Here is a 16,995-nt window from a genome sequence, read left to right as displayed (position 1 = left end):
TTTCGCCGCCTTGTCGAAAGCCGCCATCAGTTCGACAGGGTGTAGCGCTGCTGCAGTTCAGTCGTGCGCGCGAGCGTCGCAGCCAGAACACAAGCCTGTTGCGCTGAGGTCGTGCCGCTTCCGGAGTTCCACTCGGCTGCGATCAGATCGAACTTGCAGTTGGCGTCTCTGAAGGCGACCCATGCACGCTGGGCGGCAACCAGATTGCCGAGCCAGGTTTTCTTGTCCTCGGCCGATGCATCGCTGTCTGCGGTAATCGCCGCCTCGGCTTTCTTGTAGGTATCGTTCAACGTGGCGTCGGCAGTAGCAAGTGCCTTGTTGAGGCAGTTTTCCAACTCGTACCCGCCAAACTGATCGCACGATGTGCTCGGCGCCCATTGGGCGTATGCTGGCGTCCCCGGGGCGGCCAGCAGCCCCAGCATGGCAATCGCTCCAAGTCCAAAACGGCTATAACGCATCGGTTTTCCCATGTTTTCAGTCTCCTCGCAGACACTTTGAGTGCCCGACCAAACGATGACAACCGGAGCCTCCAGATACGGTAACCAAGTGCTGAAGCCGATCGTTTGAAGCGTTAAGTCAATCGCCGGTATGAAGTCGCGGCATGTTCGCTGGCGAGTGTTCGGCAAACGAAGCAGCCGGCAACGGGCCGGCGGTCATGAGCGTGAAATCGAACGGAGCGCGAACATCCGAAGCCAGCACATACTGGCGATGCACCCGCAAAGGGTCCTTCTTGATCCTCTTGTAGCGTTCGGGGGTCAGCATGCTCTTCAGACGGATAAAGGCGATCTTCGGCTGCGGCGCGTCGGGGTGCCCGACGGCTGCGACGACCTTCGACTTGTAGAAGTGAACGATGTCCGTCAGGCAATGAACCTCCAGCCAGAACACCTCCTTGGCGCGCGCGATCAACCCAACCCGCGCGCGCAGAACACGAGCGCTACCAAGCAGGGCGCATTGAAGAACGGCACCTCCTAATGTCACGAACACCACGCGCTTGCCCTCGAACAGGGCCGGTTCCTTCTCCATCAGCATCCCCACCACTTGAACGGCAACGCTTGAGCCCATGCTGTGCGAGCTTATGACATATTCGTCGGCAGGCTCTTCAAGAGCGATGCGGGCAGCTGCGGCGCACTCTTCCAGCCAAGTGTTGATCGTGCTGTGGTCGAGCCGCGCGACTGCGACTGCCATCTCCCAATCCGAGAACAGATGCAGCGTATGCAGACCATCCGACCACGGCACAAAGAGCCAGACGAAGAACGCGTAGGCAACCGGCACGCTGGCGATCCAGAACCAAGCGCTCAGCCCAAACCAGTATGGAACAGCCGCGATCGCAAGGCTGACTGTCAGGGCAAGAGCGACCAGCAGAAACGGAAACACGAAAAACAGGCCGAACCGCCAGGCATGTTTGAAATAGCCGAACGCGCCGCCCTCGGCCACCACCCGAGCGGCGCTGAGGAAACCGGACGCAATGCGGTGCGGCAGGGGCCTGCCGTTCAGCCCATTGACCACGGCGGCGTGGTCGAACAGATAGATCCGGCTGGTCGTATGCCAACCCGGACCGCTGCTTTCCACCTCAAAGTCCCGCCCGCTCTCAGACAAAGGACCAACGGCCACATCGATATCCCACAGGGCAGCGCTTTGCTGAGCCGACCGGCTGTAGCGATCATGGTGGCTTGCGGCATCCAACGGCTCGAAGCCTGGGAAATGCAGCACGATCCGCTTTCGGACGGGTTCCCTGAGAGACAACTGCGGACCTTTCGATGACCTGATGTTTGCGCGAGCCCGACGCAGCCCGTTTGCCCTCGCCGTCGTTAACGCGTGCATTGGTTTTTGAAAAGGATGTCTGCTCGACAGAGTGTGTTAACAGAGTGTGTTAAATGAGTGACCGCGCTCTGCATCTGTTCCCGGCAGACCGCCATCGACGGTCAGCACATAGCTGCCGGCCTAGCGAGAAACAGCGCGGCGGAAGCCAGTTCGTCCGGCCAGCGCCTGAGCCGCACGCCGTGCTCGACTGATATCCGATGACCGGACAATTCGACTATTGATGGGCGGCGGCGGCGCGAAGCTCGCCGCAGATGAGCAGTTCCTGAAGATAGAACTGACACTGCTCAAAGGCGACTTCTCCATCGAGACGAGTTTCACGCTTGGCCAACTGAAGCGCTTTGAGGTGTTGTCGACGAACTGAACCCAAATCCTGTGGGCTCATGTGCCGTCGGCTAAACTTTTGACAGGCTTACCGGAGGAGCATTCAGAGCTTGCTCCTCCGCGGTTTAAACAGCAAAGGCTAAGCCGACCGCGCCTGTTCGCTGTGCGTACCTTCGGCAAATTCCTCGACAATCTTGGCACAGAACGCCGGCAGGTCGTCGGGCTTGCGGCTCGTAACCAACCCTTTGTCTACGACCACTTCCTGATCGACCCATTCCGCTCCGGCATTCTCGAGGTCGGTTCGGATGGAGTGGTAGGAGGTTACCATGCGCCCGTCGAGAACATCGGCTTCAGCCAGCGTCCAGGGACCGTGGCAGATCGCGCCCACCGGCTTGCCTTGTTCGAAGAAGGCGTGGATGAACTTCACGACGGCTTTGTCAGCGCGAAGCTTATCGGCGCCGACGGTGCCGCCGGGTATCACGAGGCCGTCAAAGTCGGCGGCGGAGACATCGGCGGCCGCTTTGTCCACTGTGTATGAACCACCGGCATCGAGGTCGCTGTTCACCGTCTTTGCAGTGCCCGCTTCGATGCCGACAACGATGACGGTTGCACCGGCCGCCTCGACAGCTTCCTTTGGTTTGGTGAATTCGGGTTCCTCGGTACCCTTTGGTGCAATAAGAATTGCAATCTTCTTGCCGTTGAGTTTCACGGATATGTCCTTGTCTTATCTGAGTGGTGTAGGACACAGCTAACGATTTGTTCTTGGCACGGTTCCAATCAAGCAACCTCCCTCCCCTGGCTCGTCAGGGCAAGGACAGCTTGCACGCGCGCGCGGGTGGATTAATGAGAAAGGCCGGCCCACGCCGTAGCCAGCGGAAGAGCCGTTCTATCGATTTCGGGCAAATTGCGAATCTTCGAATATCATGTGCATGGCCGCGGCCGCGGCATGGTATATTGGCTTTCGCCGGTAATCTTAAACATGACCAGAGAGGCGGTAATCAATGCCCAGTATCGTTGCCAACGAACTCGAATTGATAGACCGTTATTGGCGAGCGGCGAATTTTATCTCAGTCGGCCAAATCTATCTCATGGATAATCCCCTGCTGAAGGAGGCGCTAGCCGCGGAGCATGTCAAGCCCCGCCTCCTTGGTCACTGGGGCACGACGCCAGGACTGAACTTCCTCTATGTCCACCTCAACCGGGTCATCAAACAGCGCGATTTGGACGTGCTTTATATCTGCGGACCCGGCCATGGTGGCCCCGCTATGGTGGCCAATACCTACCTCGAAGGCACCTACAGCGAGGTGTATCCCGACATTTCGCGGGACGAAGCCGGGCTGAAGAAGCTGTTTCGTCAGTTCTCCTTCCCAGGCGGCATACCCAGCCACGTGGCGCCCGAGACGCCCGGGTCGATCCACGAAGGTGGTGAACTGGGCTATGCCCTGGTTCATGCTTTCGGCGCGGCCTTCGATAATCCGAACCTGCTTGTTGCCTGCGTGGTCGGGGACGGCGAGGCTGAAACAGGGCCTCTCGCCGCGGCGTGGCATTCCAACAAGTTTCTCAATCCCCAAAGTGACGGCGCAGTACTGCCGATCCTGCACCTGAATGGGTACAAGATCGCCAATCCAACCATTCTCGCGCGCATGGACGACGCCGAACTGACGAAGCTGTTCGAAGGCTATGGCTATGAACCGGTCTTCGTCGGGGGAAGCGATCCGATCACTATGCATAAGCAGATGGCTGAGACTATGGATCTTGTGCTGGATCGCGTGCGAGCCATACAAGACGCCGCACGAGCGCAAACCTGGTCGGGCGAACGGCCGCGTTGGCCGATGATCGTGCTGCGCAGTCCGAAGGGCTGGACCGGTCCCAAGGACGTCGACGGAAAGAAGGTCGAGGATTTCTGGCGCTCTCATCAGGTGCCGGTATCCAACGCTCGAGGTGACGCAGCTCATCGGCGCATCCTCGAAGGGTGGATGAAGAGCTATCGACCGGAAGAGCTTTTCGCCGAGGATGGAAGTCTACTGCCCGAGTTGGCCGCTCTGGCTCCCACAGGCACGAAACGTATGGGGGCTACTCCTTATGCCAATGGCGGACTTCTCAAACGCGACCTCGCTCTGCCCGATTGGAAAAACCATGCGGTGGAGGTGGCCGCGCCAGGCCAATCGATGGGCGAAGCGACGCGCAGAATGGGACAATATCTCAGGGACGTCATAACGCTGAACGCGGACAACTTCCGGATCGTCGGACCGGACGAAACGGCGTCAAACCGACTGGATGCCGTGTTCGAGGTGACGAACCGGGTCTGGATGGAGGCGATCCAACCCTACGACGTCGAACTCGCCCATGAGGGCCGGGTTATGGAGGTTCTAAGTGAACATCTCTGCCAGGGTTGGCTGGAGGGATACTTGCTGACCGGCCGGCATGGATTGTTTTCCTGCTACGAAGCGTTCATCCATATTGTGGATTCCATGGTCAACCAGCATGCTAAGTGGCTGAAGACATCGGCTGAACTCCCTTGGCGCAAACCGATCGCCTCTCTCAACTATCTGCTCACGTCCCATGTCTGGCGTCAGGATCACAACGGATTCAGCCATCAGGACCCTGGTTTCGCCGATTTCGTCGCCAACAAGAAGGCCGATACCGTGCGGCTCTATTTTCCGCCCGACGCAAACACGCTGCTTTGGGTCACGGACCATTGCCTGAGGACATACAACCGCATCAATGTCATCACCGCAGGCAAGCAGCCTGCGCCACAATGGTTGACGGCGGACGAAGCCGAGGCGCACTGCCGCGCCGGCGCGGGCGTGTGGGAATGGGCCAGTTCGTCATCGACGAGCCAAGAACCTGATCTTGTCATGGCCTGTTGCGGCGACGTGCCCACACTGGAAACGCTCGCTGCGGTGACCATTCTAGGCAAAGCCCTCCCCGATCTGAAAATCCGCGTCGTGAATGTCGTCGACCTGATGACATTGCAATCGCACACCGAGCACCCGCACGGGTTCACCGACGAGGCCTTCGATGCGTTGTTCACGAAGGATAGGCCGGTGATCTTCGCCTATCATGGCTATCCGTACCTCATCCATCGCCTCACCTATAGGCGCACCAACCACCGAAACTTTCACGTGCACGGGTTCCGCGAAGAAGGCACGACAACCACGCCATTCGACATGGCCGTCATGAACGAACTCGACCGCTTCCACCTGGTGCTCGCGGCGCTCAAGCGCTTGCCCGCCTTCGGCGAGCGCGCAGCGACGCTGGAAACCACCCTCCGCTCAAAACTGGAAGAACACTGGGCATATGTGTGCGAGCATGGCGAGGACATGCCCGAAATACTCAATTGGCGCTGGTCCGCGACCTCCTGAGATGTGATCCCCGTCGATAGCGTTTTCAGATCGGCGCTCTTGCATGGACGGTTGCGTGATCGTCTATGATCGCGCCTTCGGCCCCGGCGCCGATCCCAGCCGCATTGGCCTCGTCGGTGTCGATGTGCATTTCTGTGAATGAAGTCGCGCCGACCCGGACGAGCGTGCGCGCAAATACGAGTCCGCGTTCCGGCTCACCAACGCGAACATCCACGAATTCTCCATCCTCAAGGCCAAGCCGGGCGGCATCGCGCGGATTGGTGTGAATGTGCCGAGCGGCCACGATCAGCCCATCGGTCGTTATGCTGCCGGCCGGGCCGACAATCGTCACGACCGGGGTCTTGTCGAGCTTACCGCTTTCGCGGACTGGCACGTTGATGCCGAGCGAAAAACTATCCGTACGCGACACCTCGATCTGCGTGCGCGGTCGTATCGGGCCAAGGATGGCGACGCGATCCAGCTGCCCCTTGGGACCCTGGAGAACAACACGTTCTTTCGCCGCCCAATGGCCGGGTTGACGCAAGGGTGTTTCAGGGGTCAGCGCATAACCGGGCCCGAACAGCGCCGTAACGGCCTCTTTTGACAAATGCACATGACGCGCGGACACAGCCACGGGAATGGGCTCGAACGCCGGCTGTGGAAGGGCGAGGACCGCAGCCGTCTCGCGCGCTATCATGAGCTGTTCTGCGGTTTCCGTAACGAACACACGCACGCGGGAGCCGTATGCCTGGATCTGGGGTGCCGCGGCGTTTGCAAGGTCGACGGCCTGATTGCGGTCGTGATCGAGTTGCAGGCCCATGAAGTCGAGACCATCGCAGATACGCCGGCGCATCGAAGGCGAATTCTCGCCGATGCCACCAGTAAAGACTACCGCATCGAGACCGCCCATCGCAGCGGCATAGGCGCCCACATATTTTTTTGCCCTGTAGGCATAGATTTCGATGGCGAGTTGGGCCTCGCGATTTCCCGTTGCTGCCAAATCCTCGATATCCCGCATATCGGAAGAACCGGTCAGTCCCTTCAGCCCGCTGTCGTTGTACAGAGCGTTCTCTATCTCTGCGGGCGAAAGGCCGAATTCCCGGTTCAGAAAGCCGAATGCTCCCGGATCGACGTCGCCCGAGCGCGTCCCCATCACGAGGCCTTCAAGCGGGGTCATGCCCATGGAACTGTCCATGCTCTCGCCGCGGTTGACAGCGCAGACGCTGGCCCCATTGCCAAGGTGAACGCTGACAAGCTGGAGATCGTCAAGCGGTCGCCCGACCTCCTGGGCGGCCCGGAGTGCGACATATTTGTGCGAGGTTCCATGGAATCCGTAGCGCCTCAGACCGGCCTCGCGCCAGGATTTCGGAACGGCATAGGTGGTGGCAAAGGGGGGATTGCTTTGATGAAAAGCGGTGTCGAACACCGCGACTTGCGGCCTATCCTGCCAAAGCCTGCGCCCTAGCCTCACCGCCTGAAGATTGGCGGGGTTATGAAGCGGAGCCAGCGGGTTGAGAGCCTCAATTGCGGCGATCGTAGTCTCGTCGAGCAGCGCGGCTGAGGAGAACCGCGCACCGCCATGGGTGATCCGGTGCCCGATGGCATCTGGATCCGGCAGGCCGAACCGCTTCAGTATGGCCGGGATTTCCGCAATCGCGACGTCGATGCTCGCGCATTGCATTTCACCGCTCTCGTTCGAAGCCCCACCGCGGAATCGAAAGTCGCAACGACCCTGCTGAAACCTGTCGAATGAGCCCTTGAAGACTTCCCGCATGTCGTCAGCCGTTTCGAACATGCTGAATTTCAGGCTCGAGCTGCCCGCATTAAAGACCAAGATGTGCATTTCGACCCCTTCAGTTCAATCGCGCCCGCAGTTGCCCAACAGGAAGTGGCCAAAACCAAGACACCAAACGGCCGGTTTACAATGCTGCGTATAAGCCTTGATCTCAATCAATACTCTCATCCGGCGGATGTCGTAGGTTTGCCGCCATGAGGTGTCTAGACAATTCTGGTTTCTCACTCGCCAGAACATAGTTTATCCCGATACGACCATTCCGGGGCGGCACCGAACCCGAGCGGTTGTGGAGCTTCTGTTATGACAATCCAGACCTACCTGCCTCTTGTCACCTATCCTGATGCAAATTCTCTCGCCACGATCAAGAATGCGGTTACTGTTTCGAAATTGCTGAATGCGACCCTGAACGCGCAGGCTTTCGACATTGTCGTCCCGCCCGTGTCGAATGCTTTTTCCCAGATGCTTCTCAATTTGCCCGAGATGATCATGGAGGCCGAGGAGCTCAGCGCGCACCACGGCGCACGACTGCTGCAGGCCGTTGACGAACAGGCGCGCTCAGCTTCTGTACCATTTACGATTACGGTGGCTAAGGCGCCCCTGACATCTGTGGCCGACAGAGCGGCTGCTCAAGCCAGATACTACGATCTGGCTTTGATCGGCTGCTCGCCCGACAACACAGGGGCGCAGATGGTCGCTGAAGCTCTGGTGTTTGGAGCCGGTCGCCCTGCCCTCCTCATACCAGAGTCGATCTCCCTTAGTCGTCTCGACCATGTCGTCATTGCCTGGGACGGCAGTCGCGTTGCTGCGCGCGCCGTCTCCGATGCACTGCCTCTGCTGGACCGAGCCGTTCGCATCTCAGTCGTCACCGCGACAGGCGAAAAACACATTGAGGATGAACAGGGCGCGGAACGGCTTGCCGAAAGCCTGCGGCGTGGAGGCCTCCTGGCTGAGTGGAAGACGATCCCCGCCGGGACTGGACGGATTGGCGACATATTGCAACAGCATGCCGGCAGCATCGGAGCAAATGTTCTGGTCATGGGTGGATATGGTCATTCCCGGCTGCGGGACTTTGTGCTGGGCGGAGCTACAGCAGGTGTACTGGGCAACCTCCAACTGCCTGTCATGCTCTCCCATTGATGAAGGTCGCTCTCGTGTGCCCGCTAACGCCCCGTGAAGGAGGCATCGGGTTGCCCCTTAGCCCTTGCCCGAACATTTAGGTCGGATGGCTTGAACAGTCTGTTTGTTCTGAAATGCGACCCGCCTTCAGTCCTCCGAATACACCATCAGCGCGTGCAATGCCTCGGGCGACGGTTATGCTGCCTGCCTTTCCCAACTTGGAAACGGATCTGCCATGTCGCGCCAACGGCCGGGCATGAAGTCGGTTTCCGCAACGAGGCAGGCATCCAACTCGGCGCGGATGCTTGCCTCATCCATCGGATCGCAGCCGATGAAGACGATTTCCTGCCGTCGATCTCCCCAGACCGGATCGAGATAGGATTTCATGGAAGCGCGCCAATCGGCATGGTCTGGCCATTGGTGTTTCGGAACGGACGCCCACCACAGGCCGCGCTTGCCGGTGCGGATCAGAGCTCCCGCCTGGCTAAGCTCACCGACATAATGCGGGCGAGTAGCAAGCCAGAAAAAGCCTTTGGCGCGCACCACGCCTGGCCATGATCTGTTGATGAAAGCCTGGAGCTTCATCGGGTCGAATGGCCGCCGCTCGCGATAGACGAAGGAGCGGATGCCGTATTCCTCGGTCTCGGGCACATGGTCCTTGAAGCCGTTCAACTCCTTGAACCAGAGCGGGTGCTGCTCCGCCTTGTCGAAGTCGAAGCGGCCGGTGTCCAGAACCTTGTCCAGCGGCGCGCGGCCGAAATCCGCCTCGATCAGTTCGGCGTCGGGATTGAGCGCGCGGATGATCTTGCGCGCGAGGTCAAGATCTTGTGGGGGCGTATCGGAAACCTTGTTCAGCACGATCACGTCGGCAAACTCGATCTGCTCGACCAGAAGATCGACCAAGGCTCTATCATCGCCCTCGCCGGCGATCTCGCCGCGGTCACGCAGGAAGTCGGAGGAGGAGTAATCCTTCAATAGGTTCGCGGCATCGACCACCGTCACCATGGTGTCGAGGCGCGCGACGTCCGACAGGCTCTCGCCGTTTTCATCGCGGAACTCGAAGGTGGTCGCTACGGGTAGCGGCTCGGCAATGCCGGTGCCCTCAATCAGGAGATAGTCGAAGCGCCCTTCCTGCGAGAGCCTGCGGACCTCCTTCAAGAGGTCGTCGCGCAGCGTGCAGCAGATGCAGCCATTGGTCATCTCGACCAGTTGTTCGTCGGTCCGCGAAAGGTTCGCGCCACCATCGCGGACGAGCGCCGCATCAATGTTCACCTCGCTCATGTCGTTGACAATGACAGCGACGCGGCGACCTTCACGGTTGTTGAGGACGTGGTTGAGAAGGGTCGTCTTGCCTGCTCCGAGAAAGCCGGAAAGAACGGTGACTGGCAGGCGGTTTGACGATGTGGCTTCGGAAGGCATGGCGGCCTCTATGTCGGTGGGAAGTCAGGAGGCGCGCCCGGCCGAGTTCCGGCCGGGCGCGTTCGAAGAGGAGCGCCGCGGTCAGTGCGCCATCATCTCTTCGACGATCTCCTTCGCGTTCAGCGAAGAAGGATAGTAGGTCGGCCAGTTTGTCACTTCCTTGAGCAGAGCCGCACGATCGTCGCCCCAGTAGAGGTGATAGTGGTCAGCCTTGGCCGGGGCGATCTTGTGGTCGCTGAACTGGAAGTATTCTGGCGTATCCGCATCGCCTTCCACTTTCTTGAAGATGAAGCGAACGCCGCGGTTACCCTTTTCGTAGGTCAGGATCTCATGGCCGTCGCTGGCATAACGGGCCTTCAGTGGCTTGCCGTCCTTGAAGAAGGTGACGATGTCGCCGTCGATGGTGATACGCTCGACATCAGTCTTGTATCCGACCTCGTAATACGCCTTGTACTCCTCGGCAGTCTGTTCGCCACTTTCCGCCTTGTGCGCCATCACAGGATCGAGCGTCCCGTCCTGGAGATAGGGGTAAACCGACTGCCAGTCGCCTTCCCAGTCCGACAAGGCGCGGTCCTTGATCTGACTGTCCTCAAAGTAGCCCTTGTAGATCTGGTCGTCCCCGTGACTGTGAGCATGCTCGTGGCTGTGGGCATGAGCCTCCTCGCCATCGTCGTCGTGAACCTTGCCGCTGCCGCCGACAGCGACGATGTTGAAGGGCTTGCCTTCCACGGCAATCTCGCCGGCTTCCGCGAAGGTTTCGGCATTCACCAGATGCAACTTGGCATTCAGCGGATCGGTGACGATAACGTTCTCGCCGGCGACCGCCACGCGCGGACGCGGATCGCTCCAATGTCCGTCCATCGAATAGGGATCGGTCACCTTGAGCGACTGCGCGATCTTGCCGTCGAGCACATCGACCTTGTGAAGCTGGCCGTCCTCGGTGATCACATAGGCAAAGCGCGAGCGGATCGGATCGACCGTGAAATGCACCCTGCGGGTGGGAAGCTGCACGAGCTGAAAGCCGTTTTCACCCTCGGACGGATCGACGATGACGATGCGATCGGCACCATAGTTTCCGATGAAATATTGCAGTCCCTTTCCGCCGATCAGGGTCGAGGAACTGCCCTCGGGAAGCGATGACGCGTAGGGCAAGTGTTCGATGGTCGGCGCACCACCTTCCTGTTTGATCAGAAGCAGACCGGTGTCGCAGGCCAGCGCGTAGAGGCTGCCTGAACCTGCCGAACCGTGCAGGCCGGGGCACGCGACGTCTTCACCGACCGTGTTGCCTTCAAAGTCGACCACGCGCGCGCCGATCGGCCGCTTGGACGCGTCTTCCGGGTTCGGGATCGAGACGACGACATGGTTCTGATAGGGAACCGCAACGCCGTGATGGGGCGCGCCGACATTAGCGGTGCGAACGTCCAGCTTGTCCTCGAGGACCGCCTTTTCGGTGAAGACGCGGACCTCATCCTCGCCATCGAACCACTGTGCGATGTTGCCCTGAACTTCGACAAAGTGTGCCGGCTTCGATCCGTCGATAGGGACATGCAAGAGCTCGGCGTCATCGATGTCGATATCGCCGTGATCGCCATGATCGTGGAAGGCGATGCCGCTCTTGATCGCATTGACCTCGCCGGCACCGCCCTGAACCGCAAACACCGCCGCGCCACTCGACGTGCGGTGAAGCGTCGCCGGTCCCTCGACCTTAAAGGTGTCGAGCAGGTCGCCGTCGAGCGCGTCGATCACCTTGACGACCGGTTCAGCGTGGTCCGAAACGAACAGCCGCCAGGCGGTCACGTCATCCTCGTCAGCGAATGCAACGCCGCCACCAAGAGTGGCAGCAATGGCGAGTGCGGAGGCACCCAGGGTCAAACGTCTCATTCCTTCTCTCCTTCTTTACGATATTACATTACATGCGCAGGTCGCAGACAGCCTGTGTTCGTGGATGCCTAGTTGCCAGTGATCGCCGCGCCGAGCGTGCTGACGTTGTGGCGCATCAGGTCGACGTAGGTGGAGGCAGGACCGTCGACTGGCGAAAGCGCATCTGAATAGAGTGTGCCGCCAAGCGTAAGACCAGCTTCCGAGGCAATCTGTTCAACGAGGCGTGCGTCAGAAATGTTCTCGGCGAAGACGGCTGCTGCCCGCTTCTCCCGGATCTCGCGAATGAGCGAGGCGACATCCGCCGCCGAGGCTTCCGATTCCGTGGATACGCCTTGTGGAGCGAGAAAAGTTACGCCGTAGTCGCGCTCGAAATAGCGGAAGGCGTTATGGGCGACGACGGCCACACGCCGATCTTCGGGAATGGCATCGACAGCCCGCCTGATCTCGTCGCCGAGGGCGGTCAACTCATCGAGATAGACTGCGGCGTTCGCCTCATAAGCTGGACAGCCCTCAGCGTCGGCGGTGCAAAAGGCGCGGGCGATGTTCTCGACATAGACCTTCGCGTTCGAGACCGACTGCCACGCATGGGGATCGTTCGGCGCGGCGTGGAATATCGCCTCGCCATTCACGTAGTGGTAGTGACCGCCATCAGGATCATGGACGATGTCCGCACCATCCGTCAGTGTCACGATCGCTGCCGATGTGCCGCTTGCCTCGACAAGACGCTGAAGGAAGCCCTCGAACAACAGCCCATTCACCAGAACGACATCGGCGCGCGCCAGCGCAATGGCATCGGCCGGCTTGGGCGCGTAGACGTGCGCATCGCTGTCGGGGCCAACCAGCGTCCGCAGTTCGATCCGGTCGCCACCGACAACGCGCGCGAAATCGCCGATGATGGAAAACGTGGCGACCACGGAGAGTTTTTCCGTCTCGGCACGCGCAGGCAGCACGAACGCGGCAAACAATACCGCAATCAGGCTCGCGCCAAATCGGGTCAGTTTCATCATTGTCATTCAGATATCCCGGTAGTTGTCAGGCTGCGCTAACCGTCAAGCGCGGCCGCGGTCGCGCAAGCGCCGTGCAGGCCCACGACGACCGCCTGCCGAGCGCGCCGTGATCCCATTCACGTGATGGTCCGCCGGATAGCTGTCGTAGCCCAGCGGGTCGATGAAGGTTGCGCATGCAGCCATATTTTGGTTCCGTCTTCGTCAAAGCCAGTCGGCTCCGGTCTTGACGATCGACTATGTTATGTTAGAACATTCGTCAATGAAAAATGTTATAGCATTACCGATGACCGCTACCGTTGCCCCCAATGTGATCTCCTCGACCAATCGCCGGCACGGACGCAATCGTCAGCTCGTGCTCGATGCGCTGGAGCGAGCGCAAAAGCCATTGGGAGCCTATGAGCTTCTCGAGCTTCTGCGGGAGGACGGACTGCGCGCACCGCTTCAGATTTACCGGGCTCTCGATCAACTCATCGGTGATGGAACTGTCCACAAGATCGAAAGCCTCAGCGCCTACGCGCTATGCACCGGGCTCGAGTGCGGCAATCATGGTCACGCAGCTTTCGCGATATGCAGAGCCTGTGGGCGGACCAGTGAATTCCACGATCCAGAATTGCATCGGGTGTTGCGACTGCTCGCCAGGAAAGAAGGCTTTCGCACGACCGCGACCACGATAGAGCTCTCGGGCCTGTGCGAGAGCTGCGCACATGGGTAAGACGCCGGTTTTTGTGCTGACAGGTTTTTTGGGGGCGGGAAAATCCACGCTGCTCAATCGCGTTCTTGCGGATCCAGCCTTCGCCGACACTGCCATCATCATCAATGAATTCGGTGATGTCGGGCTCGACCATGAGCTCGTGCGTATCGGCAAGACGCAAGTCGCCCGTACCACCACGGGATGCCTCTGCTGCACGGTCGGCAGCGACATTCGATCGACCCTGCACGAGCTTCACGTTCTTGCGCATGCTGGCGAGGTCTCCTTTGCCCGTGTCATCGTCGAGACCACCGGGCTTGCCGATCCAGCGCCGCTCGTGAACCAGCTCATGCCGGGCGGTGCTCCGGCCCTTGGTCTGCGCGATCATCTTGTTGCTCGAAACTACGAATTGGCGGGCGTCGTCACGCTCGTCGACATCGTCACAAGCGAATTGTCTATCGAAAACCATTTCGAGGCAGCCAAACAGATCGCCTTTGCCGACCGCATTGTGCTGACCAAGACGGACCTTGCGCGCGATCCTGCCTCGATCCGAGACATTGGGCGGCTCAAGGAACATCTCGCGGCACTCAATCCAGCCGCCACGATCGACGATGCACACCAGTCAAATTTCGATCCAGCCGTTCTCTTCCAACGACGCGCCTACACACCCGCCACGCTTGGCGATGATGTGACCGGATGGCTGGCCCTGGAGGAGGCCATTCGGGGTAACGACGGTCACGGCGCAACGGAGACCGGGCAATCGGGCAAGTCTCCCCTGGCGCGCCATGGAGGACGAATCCGCACATTTGCGATCACGCGTACCGAGCCGATTGGGCGTGAAGCCTTCGGGAAGTTTCTAAATGTCCTTTCGATGTCGGCGGGCCCTCGATTGCTCAGGGTCAAGGGCCTGGTGCAGGATCGGGACGAGCCGGAACAGCCACGTGTCATTCATGTCGTACAGCACGCTGTCTATCCCCCGACAATCCTGGACGCCTGGCCCAGCGAGGATCGCCAGACCCGCCTGGTCTTCATCACCGACGGCATCGATCCGGAGCCGGTGCGGCAGCTTTTTGAAGCCGCCCTCGATGGCAAGCAGATCCAGGCAGGACGAGCGCTGAGTAGAATTGCATCGGCAGTTGCAGACACTTTCAGGTCCGGGACAGCCCGTTTGGCGCGCGTCCTGATCGACTGATCACAACGAAACATCTGGAGACGACCAATGCCCGCTCAAGCAGTTGAACAAACGCCCGTCACCGTACTTACCGGATATCTCGGGGCCGGAAAGACAACCCTCCTGAACCGCATCCTCTCCGAACAGCACGGCAAGAAATACGCCGTCATTGTCAATGAGTTCGGCGAGGTCGGCATCGACAATGACCTCATCGTCGACGCCGACGAAGAAGTGTTCGAGATGAACAATGGCTGTATCTGCTGCACCGTACGCGGCGACCTGATCCGCATCATCGAGGGCCTCATGCGCCGCAAGAACCGCTTCGACGCCATCCTGGTGGAGACAACGGGTCTGGCGGACCCGGCGCCGGTCGCCCAGACCTTCTTCGTGGACGACGAAGTGCGCCAGAAGACGAAGCTCGACGCCATCGTTACCGTCGTGGACGCGAAGCACCTGCTGAGTGAAATCGATCAGGCTCACGAGGCGCAGGAACAACTCGCCTTCGCCGACATCGTTATTCTCAACAAGATAGACCTAGTGACGCCTGAGGAACTGGCTGCCGTCGAGGCCCGCATCCGCAAGATCAATCCGACGGCGACAATCAGGCAGTCGATGCGTTGCGACGTGCCCCTCGACCAGGTGCTTGATCGCGGGGCCTTCGATCTCGATCGGGTTCTCGAAGTCGAGCCGGACTTCCTGGAGGGCAACCACGATCACCACCACGACGATCATGTGACCAGTTTCTCGCTCGTGACAGAGACGGCGCTTGATCCGCACAAGTTCTTGCCATGGGTCCAGATGATCACACAGCGCTTCGGCATCGACATGCTGCGCATGAAGGGCATCCTGTCGTTCAAGGATGATGACGACCGCTTCGTCGTGCAAGCCGTCCACATGCTGCTGGAAGGCGATCACCAGAGGCCGTGGAAGAAGGACGAACCCCGCGTCAGCCGCCTCGTCTTTATCGGCCGCAATCTGCCGAGGGACGTGATTGAGGATGGTTTCATGAGGTGTCTGGCAGAACCGGAAGCGGCCGCGCTGCTGAGCGCTTGAGCCGGCACCGAAAGACTTTGCCCTTTGGTATCGGCGGGCTCCGCCGGACTTGCAGTGCGCGGAGACACGATCATGATGAACCGCCTTGCGAACCCGTTTGCGCCGCGTCGGGCCCTTCCCGAAAAATCGCGGGAAATCAAGGCATGGGTGCGGGAACTTTATGGCCTTGATGACGAAGTCGCTGTCTCGATCACTGAACTGACCTGCCGCGAGGAAGGCTGCCCGGACATCGAGACCGTTATCGGCATCATGCGGCCAAACGAGAAGATCGAGACGCTCCGCATTCACAAGCCGATCGGCGAGGTGAGGCGGCGCGACCTTGAACCCGAACAGGCCTGAGCTTTCCACGCTTGCCAAAGGCCGCGTCACGCACTGCCGTGGAGATGGTTCTGCGCTTCGTGCTGCGCAACGACCCGTTGCCCTGAACGGCCGAACCTACATGCTCAAAGGATAGTGTAGGTGGCCGCATGCGTGGCGGAGGCGCCGCGATCGAGAAATCTCATCGACGGCTTGTCCTTTAGGTCTCCTTCGAAGCCAGCAGGATCGCCATGTCCCGTCCACCCCTCGATACAGACATAGGGCGCGCCGGGCTTGGTCCACAAAACGATGTGCGGCATGTCCTCCAGCAAAACCCGAACGCCACCGCCCGTCTCATCGACAAGGGCAACCCCCTTGCTTGCAGCATCGAGAAAACAGAAGGCGCCAGGCGCAAAAATCTCCGAAGACAGAGGCAGTTTCTTGCCTTCGAACGGCACGCTGCGCGTTTCGGACGTGAATATGCCGCCGGTGGCGATGGTCGGCACTCTGTCGGCCTCCTGCTCGTCGAAACGAAGCGTCCAGACGTTCTGCTCAAGCACACCGGTAGCAAAACCGGGATGCACGCCCACCGCATAGGGCAATGGTACATCGCCCCTGTTGGTCACGACCAGTTCCTCACGTAACGCGTCGGCCGACAACGTGTAGACGACATCGAGCCTGAACGCGAACGGGTAGTGCTTGCGGGTGGCCGCATTGTCCTCCAGCCTGAAAACAGCCCGATCCGCAGACCGCTCGACCAGTTCAAATGGCATGGTGGGGGCAAAGCCATGGATCGGCATGGGGTAGGCAATGCCGTCCACCTGGATGGTGGCGTCACGCACCGCGCCGCATATCGGGAAAAGGTTCGGCGCGATGTCCGGCCACCAATACTCCGGGCTTGGCGTCCAGAGCCGCTCCTTGCCTCCGGCGAACCATCGCTTGGGCTCCGCGCCGACGAGATCGAACTCGGCGATGGCATCGCCGCTAACAAGCCGGATCATGAGTGTCTGCTCCCTCGAAAATGCGAATTGCGCTTGGGCTGCACATAACCATGCATCCCAGCTTCAATGCATATTGCCCGG

16 protein-coding genes are annotated in these 16,995 nt (G+C 59.9%); 7 read left to right on the top strand and 9 right to left on the bottom strand.

Going from position 1 to position 16,995, the window contains the following annotated elements; all coding sequences use genetic code 11:
- Positions 1-26 precede the first annotated feature (26 nt).
- Together ICI42_RS10830 and ICI42_RS10825 are read right to left on the bottom strand one after the other, a co-directional pair.
- The gene (locus ICI42_RS10830) at positions 27-422 is read right to left on the bottom strand and encodes a lysozyme inhibitor LprI family protein (protein ID WP_188164589.1); all 396 of its coding nucleotides are present in this window, start codon (positions 420-422) and stop codon (positions 27-29) included.
- Between the two features lie 154 nt (positions 423-576).
- On the bottom strand, positions 577-1,710 hold the full coding sequence (locus tag ICI42_RS10825) for a hypothetical protein (RefSeq protein WP_330999150.1): 1,134 nt from the start codon (positions 1,708-1,710) through the stop codon (positions 577-579).
- A 331-nt stretch (positions 1,711-2,041) separates the two neighbouring features.
- On the opposite strand from ICI42_RS10825, the gene ICI42_RS10820 reads away from it, so the two are divergent.
- On the top strand, positions 2,042-2,182 hold the full coding sequence (locus ICI42_RS10820) for a hypothetical protein (protein WP_188164587.1): 141 nt from the start codon (positions 2,042-2,044) through the stop codon (positions 2,180-2,182).
- 99 nt (positions 2,183-2,281) lie between these two features.
- Here ICI42_RS10820 and ICI42_RS10815 read toward each other — a convergent pair whose 3' ends face one another.
- Entirely contained in the window at positions 2,282-2,851 is a 570-nt protein-coding gene (locus ICI42_RS10815) for a type 1 glutamine amidotransferase domain-containing protein (RefSeq protein WP_188164586.1), read from the bottom strand.
- Positions 2,852-3,143: 292 nt separating this feature from the next.
- On the opposite strand from ICI42_RS10815, the gene ICI42_RS10810 reads away from it, so the two are divergent.
- Positions 3,144-5,507: a phosphoketolase family protein gene (locus tag ICI42_RS10810; protein ID WP_188164585.1), complete on the top strand. Its 2,364-nt coding sequence runs from the start codon at positions 3,144-3,146 to the stop codon at positions 5,505-5,507.
- Positions 5,508-5,532: 25 nt separating this feature from the next.
- On the opposite strand, the gene ICI42_RS10805 is transcribed toward ICI42_RS10810, so the two are convergent.
- The gene (locus ICI42_RS10805; RefSeq protein ID WP_188164584.1) at positions 5,533-7,329 is read right to left on the bottom strand and encodes an acetate/propionate family kinase; all 1,797 of its coding nucleotides are present in this window, start codon (positions 7,327-7,329) and stop codon (positions 5,533-5,535) included.
- 252 nt (positions 7,330-7,581) lie between these two features.
- On the opposite strand from ICI42_RS10805, the gene ICI42_RS10800 reads away from it, so the two are divergent.
- On the top strand, positions 7,582-8,418 hold the full coding sequence (locus ICI42_RS10800) for a universal stress protein (protein ID WP_188164583.1): 837 nt from the start codon (positions 7,582-7,584) through the stop codon (positions 8,416-8,418).
- Positions 8,419-8,592: 174 nt separating this feature from the next.
- On the opposite strand, the gene zigA is transcribed toward ICI42_RS10800, so the two are convergent.
- The 4 genes from zigA to ICI42_RS10780 form a co-directional block, all read right to left on the bottom strand.
- Positions 8,593-9,816: a zinc metallochaperone GTPase ZigA gene (gene zigA, locus ICI42_RS10795; protein WP_188164582.1), complete on the bottom strand. Its 1,224-nt coding sequence runs from the start codon at positions 9,814-9,816 to the stop codon at positions 8,593-8,595.
- A gap of 81 nt (positions 9,817-9,897) precedes the next feature.
- Positions 9,898-11,697, bottom strand: a complete 1,800-nt coding sequence (gene aztD / locus ICI42_RS10790; RefSeq protein ID WP_188164581.1) for a zinc metallochaperone AztD — start codon at positions 11,695-11,697, stop codon at positions 9,898-9,900.
- Positions 11,698-11,765: 68 nt separating this feature from the next.
- On the bottom strand, positions 11,766-12,704 hold the full coding sequence (gene aztC / locus ICI42_RS10785) for a zinc ABC transporter substrate-binding protein AztC (RefSeq protein WP_188165047.1): 939 nt from the start codon (positions 12,702-12,704) through the stop codon (positions 11,766-11,768).
- Positions 12,705-12,746: 42 nt separating this feature from the next.
- On the bottom strand, positions 12,747-12,887 hold the full coding sequence (locus ICI42_RS10780; protein ID WP_188164580.1) for a hypothetical protein: 141 nt from the start codon (positions 12,885-12,887) through the stop codon (positions 12,747-12,749).
- Between the two features lie 40 nt (positions 12,888-12,927).
- Between ICI42_RS10780 and ICI42_RS10775 the strand changes: the two genes are divergently transcribed.
- The 4 genes from ICI42_RS10775 to ICI42_RS10760 all read left to right on the top strand — a co-directional run bounded on the left by ICI42_RS10775 (position 12,928) and on the right by ICI42_RS10760 (position 15,955).
- Positions 12,928-13,416 carry a Fur family transcriptional regulator gene (locus ICI42_RS10775; RefSeq protein ID WP_210317147.1) on the top strand — a complete coding sequence of 163 codons (489 nt, stop codon included), beginning with the start codon at positions 12,928-12,930 and terminating at the stop codon, positions 13,414-13,416.
- On the top strand, positions 13,409-14,584 hold the full coding sequence (locus ICI42_RS10770; RefSeq protein WP_188164578.1) for a CobW family GTP-binding protein: 1,176 nt from the start codon (positions 13,409-13,411) through the stop codon (positions 14,582-14,584). The genes ICI42_RS10775 and ICI42_RS10770 overlap by 8 nt, the downstream gene beginning before the upstream one ends.
- A gap of 27 nt (positions 14,585-14,611) precedes the next feature.
- Complete coding sequence (locus ICI42_RS10765; protein WP_188164577.1) at positions 14,612-15,616, top strand: CobW family GTP-binding protein; 1,005 nt, start codon at positions 14,612-14,614, stop codon at positions 15,614-15,616.
- A gap of 72 nt (positions 15,617-15,688) precedes the next feature.
- Positions 15,689-15,955: a nitrate reductase gene (locus ICI42_RS10760; protein ID WP_210317145.1), complete on the top strand. Its 267-nt coding sequence runs from the start codon at positions 15,689-15,691 to the stop codon at positions 15,953-15,955.
- Between the two features lie 104 nt (positions 15,956-16,059).
- Here the strand turns inward: ICI42_RS10760 and ICI42_RS10755 are convergent, their stop codons facing one another.
- Positions 16,060-16,914, bottom strand: coding sequence for an aldose 1-epimerase family protein (locus ICI42_RS10755; RefSeq protein WP_188164576.1), 855 nt, complete (start codon positions 16,912-16,914; stop codon positions 16,060-16,062).
- Positions 16,915-16,995 lie beyond the last annotated feature (81 nt).

This window comes from Oryzicola mucosus (assembly GCF_014534685.1).
Lineage (GTDB): Bacteria > Pseudomonadota > Alphaproteobacteria > Rhizobiales > Rhizobiaceae > Oryzicola > Oryzicola mucosus.
Note: the sequence above shows the minus strand (reverse complement) of the source record. Positions and strands in the feature narration are given on the sequence as shown.

What these genes read in the sequence shown, in the direction of transcription:
- ICI42_RS10810 (WP_188164585.1), top strand. Translation starts at nt 3,144, where the DNA reads ATGCCCAGTATCGTTGCCAACGAACTCGAATTGATAGACCGTTATTGG.
- ICI42_RS10760 (WP_210317145.1), top strand. Translation starts at nt 15,689, where the DNA reads ATGATGAACCGCCTTGCGAACCCGTTTGCGCCGCGTCGGGCCCTTCCC.
- aztC (WP_188165047.1), bottom strand. Translation starts at nt 12,704, where the DNA reads ATGATGAAACTGACCCGATTTGGCGCGAGCCTGATTGCGGTATTGTTT.
- ICI42_RS10820 (WP_188164587.1), top strand. Translation starts at nt 2,042, where the DNA reads ATGGGCGGCGGCGGCGCGAAGCTCGCCGCAGATGAGCAGTTCCTGAAG.
- zigA (WP_188164582.1), bottom strand. Translation starts at nt 9,816, where the DNA reads ATGCCTTCCGAAGCCACATCGTCAAACCGCCTGCCAGTCACCGTTCTT.
- ICI42_RS10805 (WP_188164584.1), bottom strand. Translation starts at nt 7,329, where the DNA reads ATGCACATCTTGGTCTTTAATGCGGGCAGCTCGAGCCTGAAATTCAGC.
- ICI42_RS10755 (WP_188164576.1), bottom strand. Translation starts at nt 16,914, where the DNA reads ATGATCCGGCTTGTTAGCGGCGATGCCATCGCCGAGTTCGATCTCGTC.
- ICI42_RS10770 (WP_188164578.1), top strand. Translation starts at nt 13,409, where the DNA reads ATGGGTAAGACGCCGGTTTTTGTGCTGACAGGTTTTTTGGGGGCGGGA.
- ICI42_RS10780 (WP_188164580.1), bottom strand. Translation starts at nt 12,887, where the DNA reads ATGGCTGCATGCGCAACCTTCATCGACCCGCTGGGCTACGACAGCTAT.
- ICI42_RS10800 (WP_188164583.1), top strand. Translation starts at nt 7,582, where the DNA reads ATGACAATCCAGACCTACCTGCCTCTTGTCACCTATCCTGATGCAAAT.
- ICI42_RS10830 (WP_188164589.1), bottom strand. Translation starts at nt 422, where the DNA reads ATGCTGGGGCTGCTGGCCGCCCCGGGGACGCCAGCATACGCCCAATGG.
- aztD (WP_188164581.1), bottom strand. Translation starts at nt 11,697, where the DNA reads ATGAGACGTTTGACCCTGGGTGCCTCCGCACTCGCCATTGCTGCCACT.
- ICI42_RS10765 (WP_188164577.1), top strand. Translation starts at nt 14,612, where the DNA reads ATGCCCGCTCAAGCAGTTGAACAAACGCCCGTCACCGTACTTACCGGA.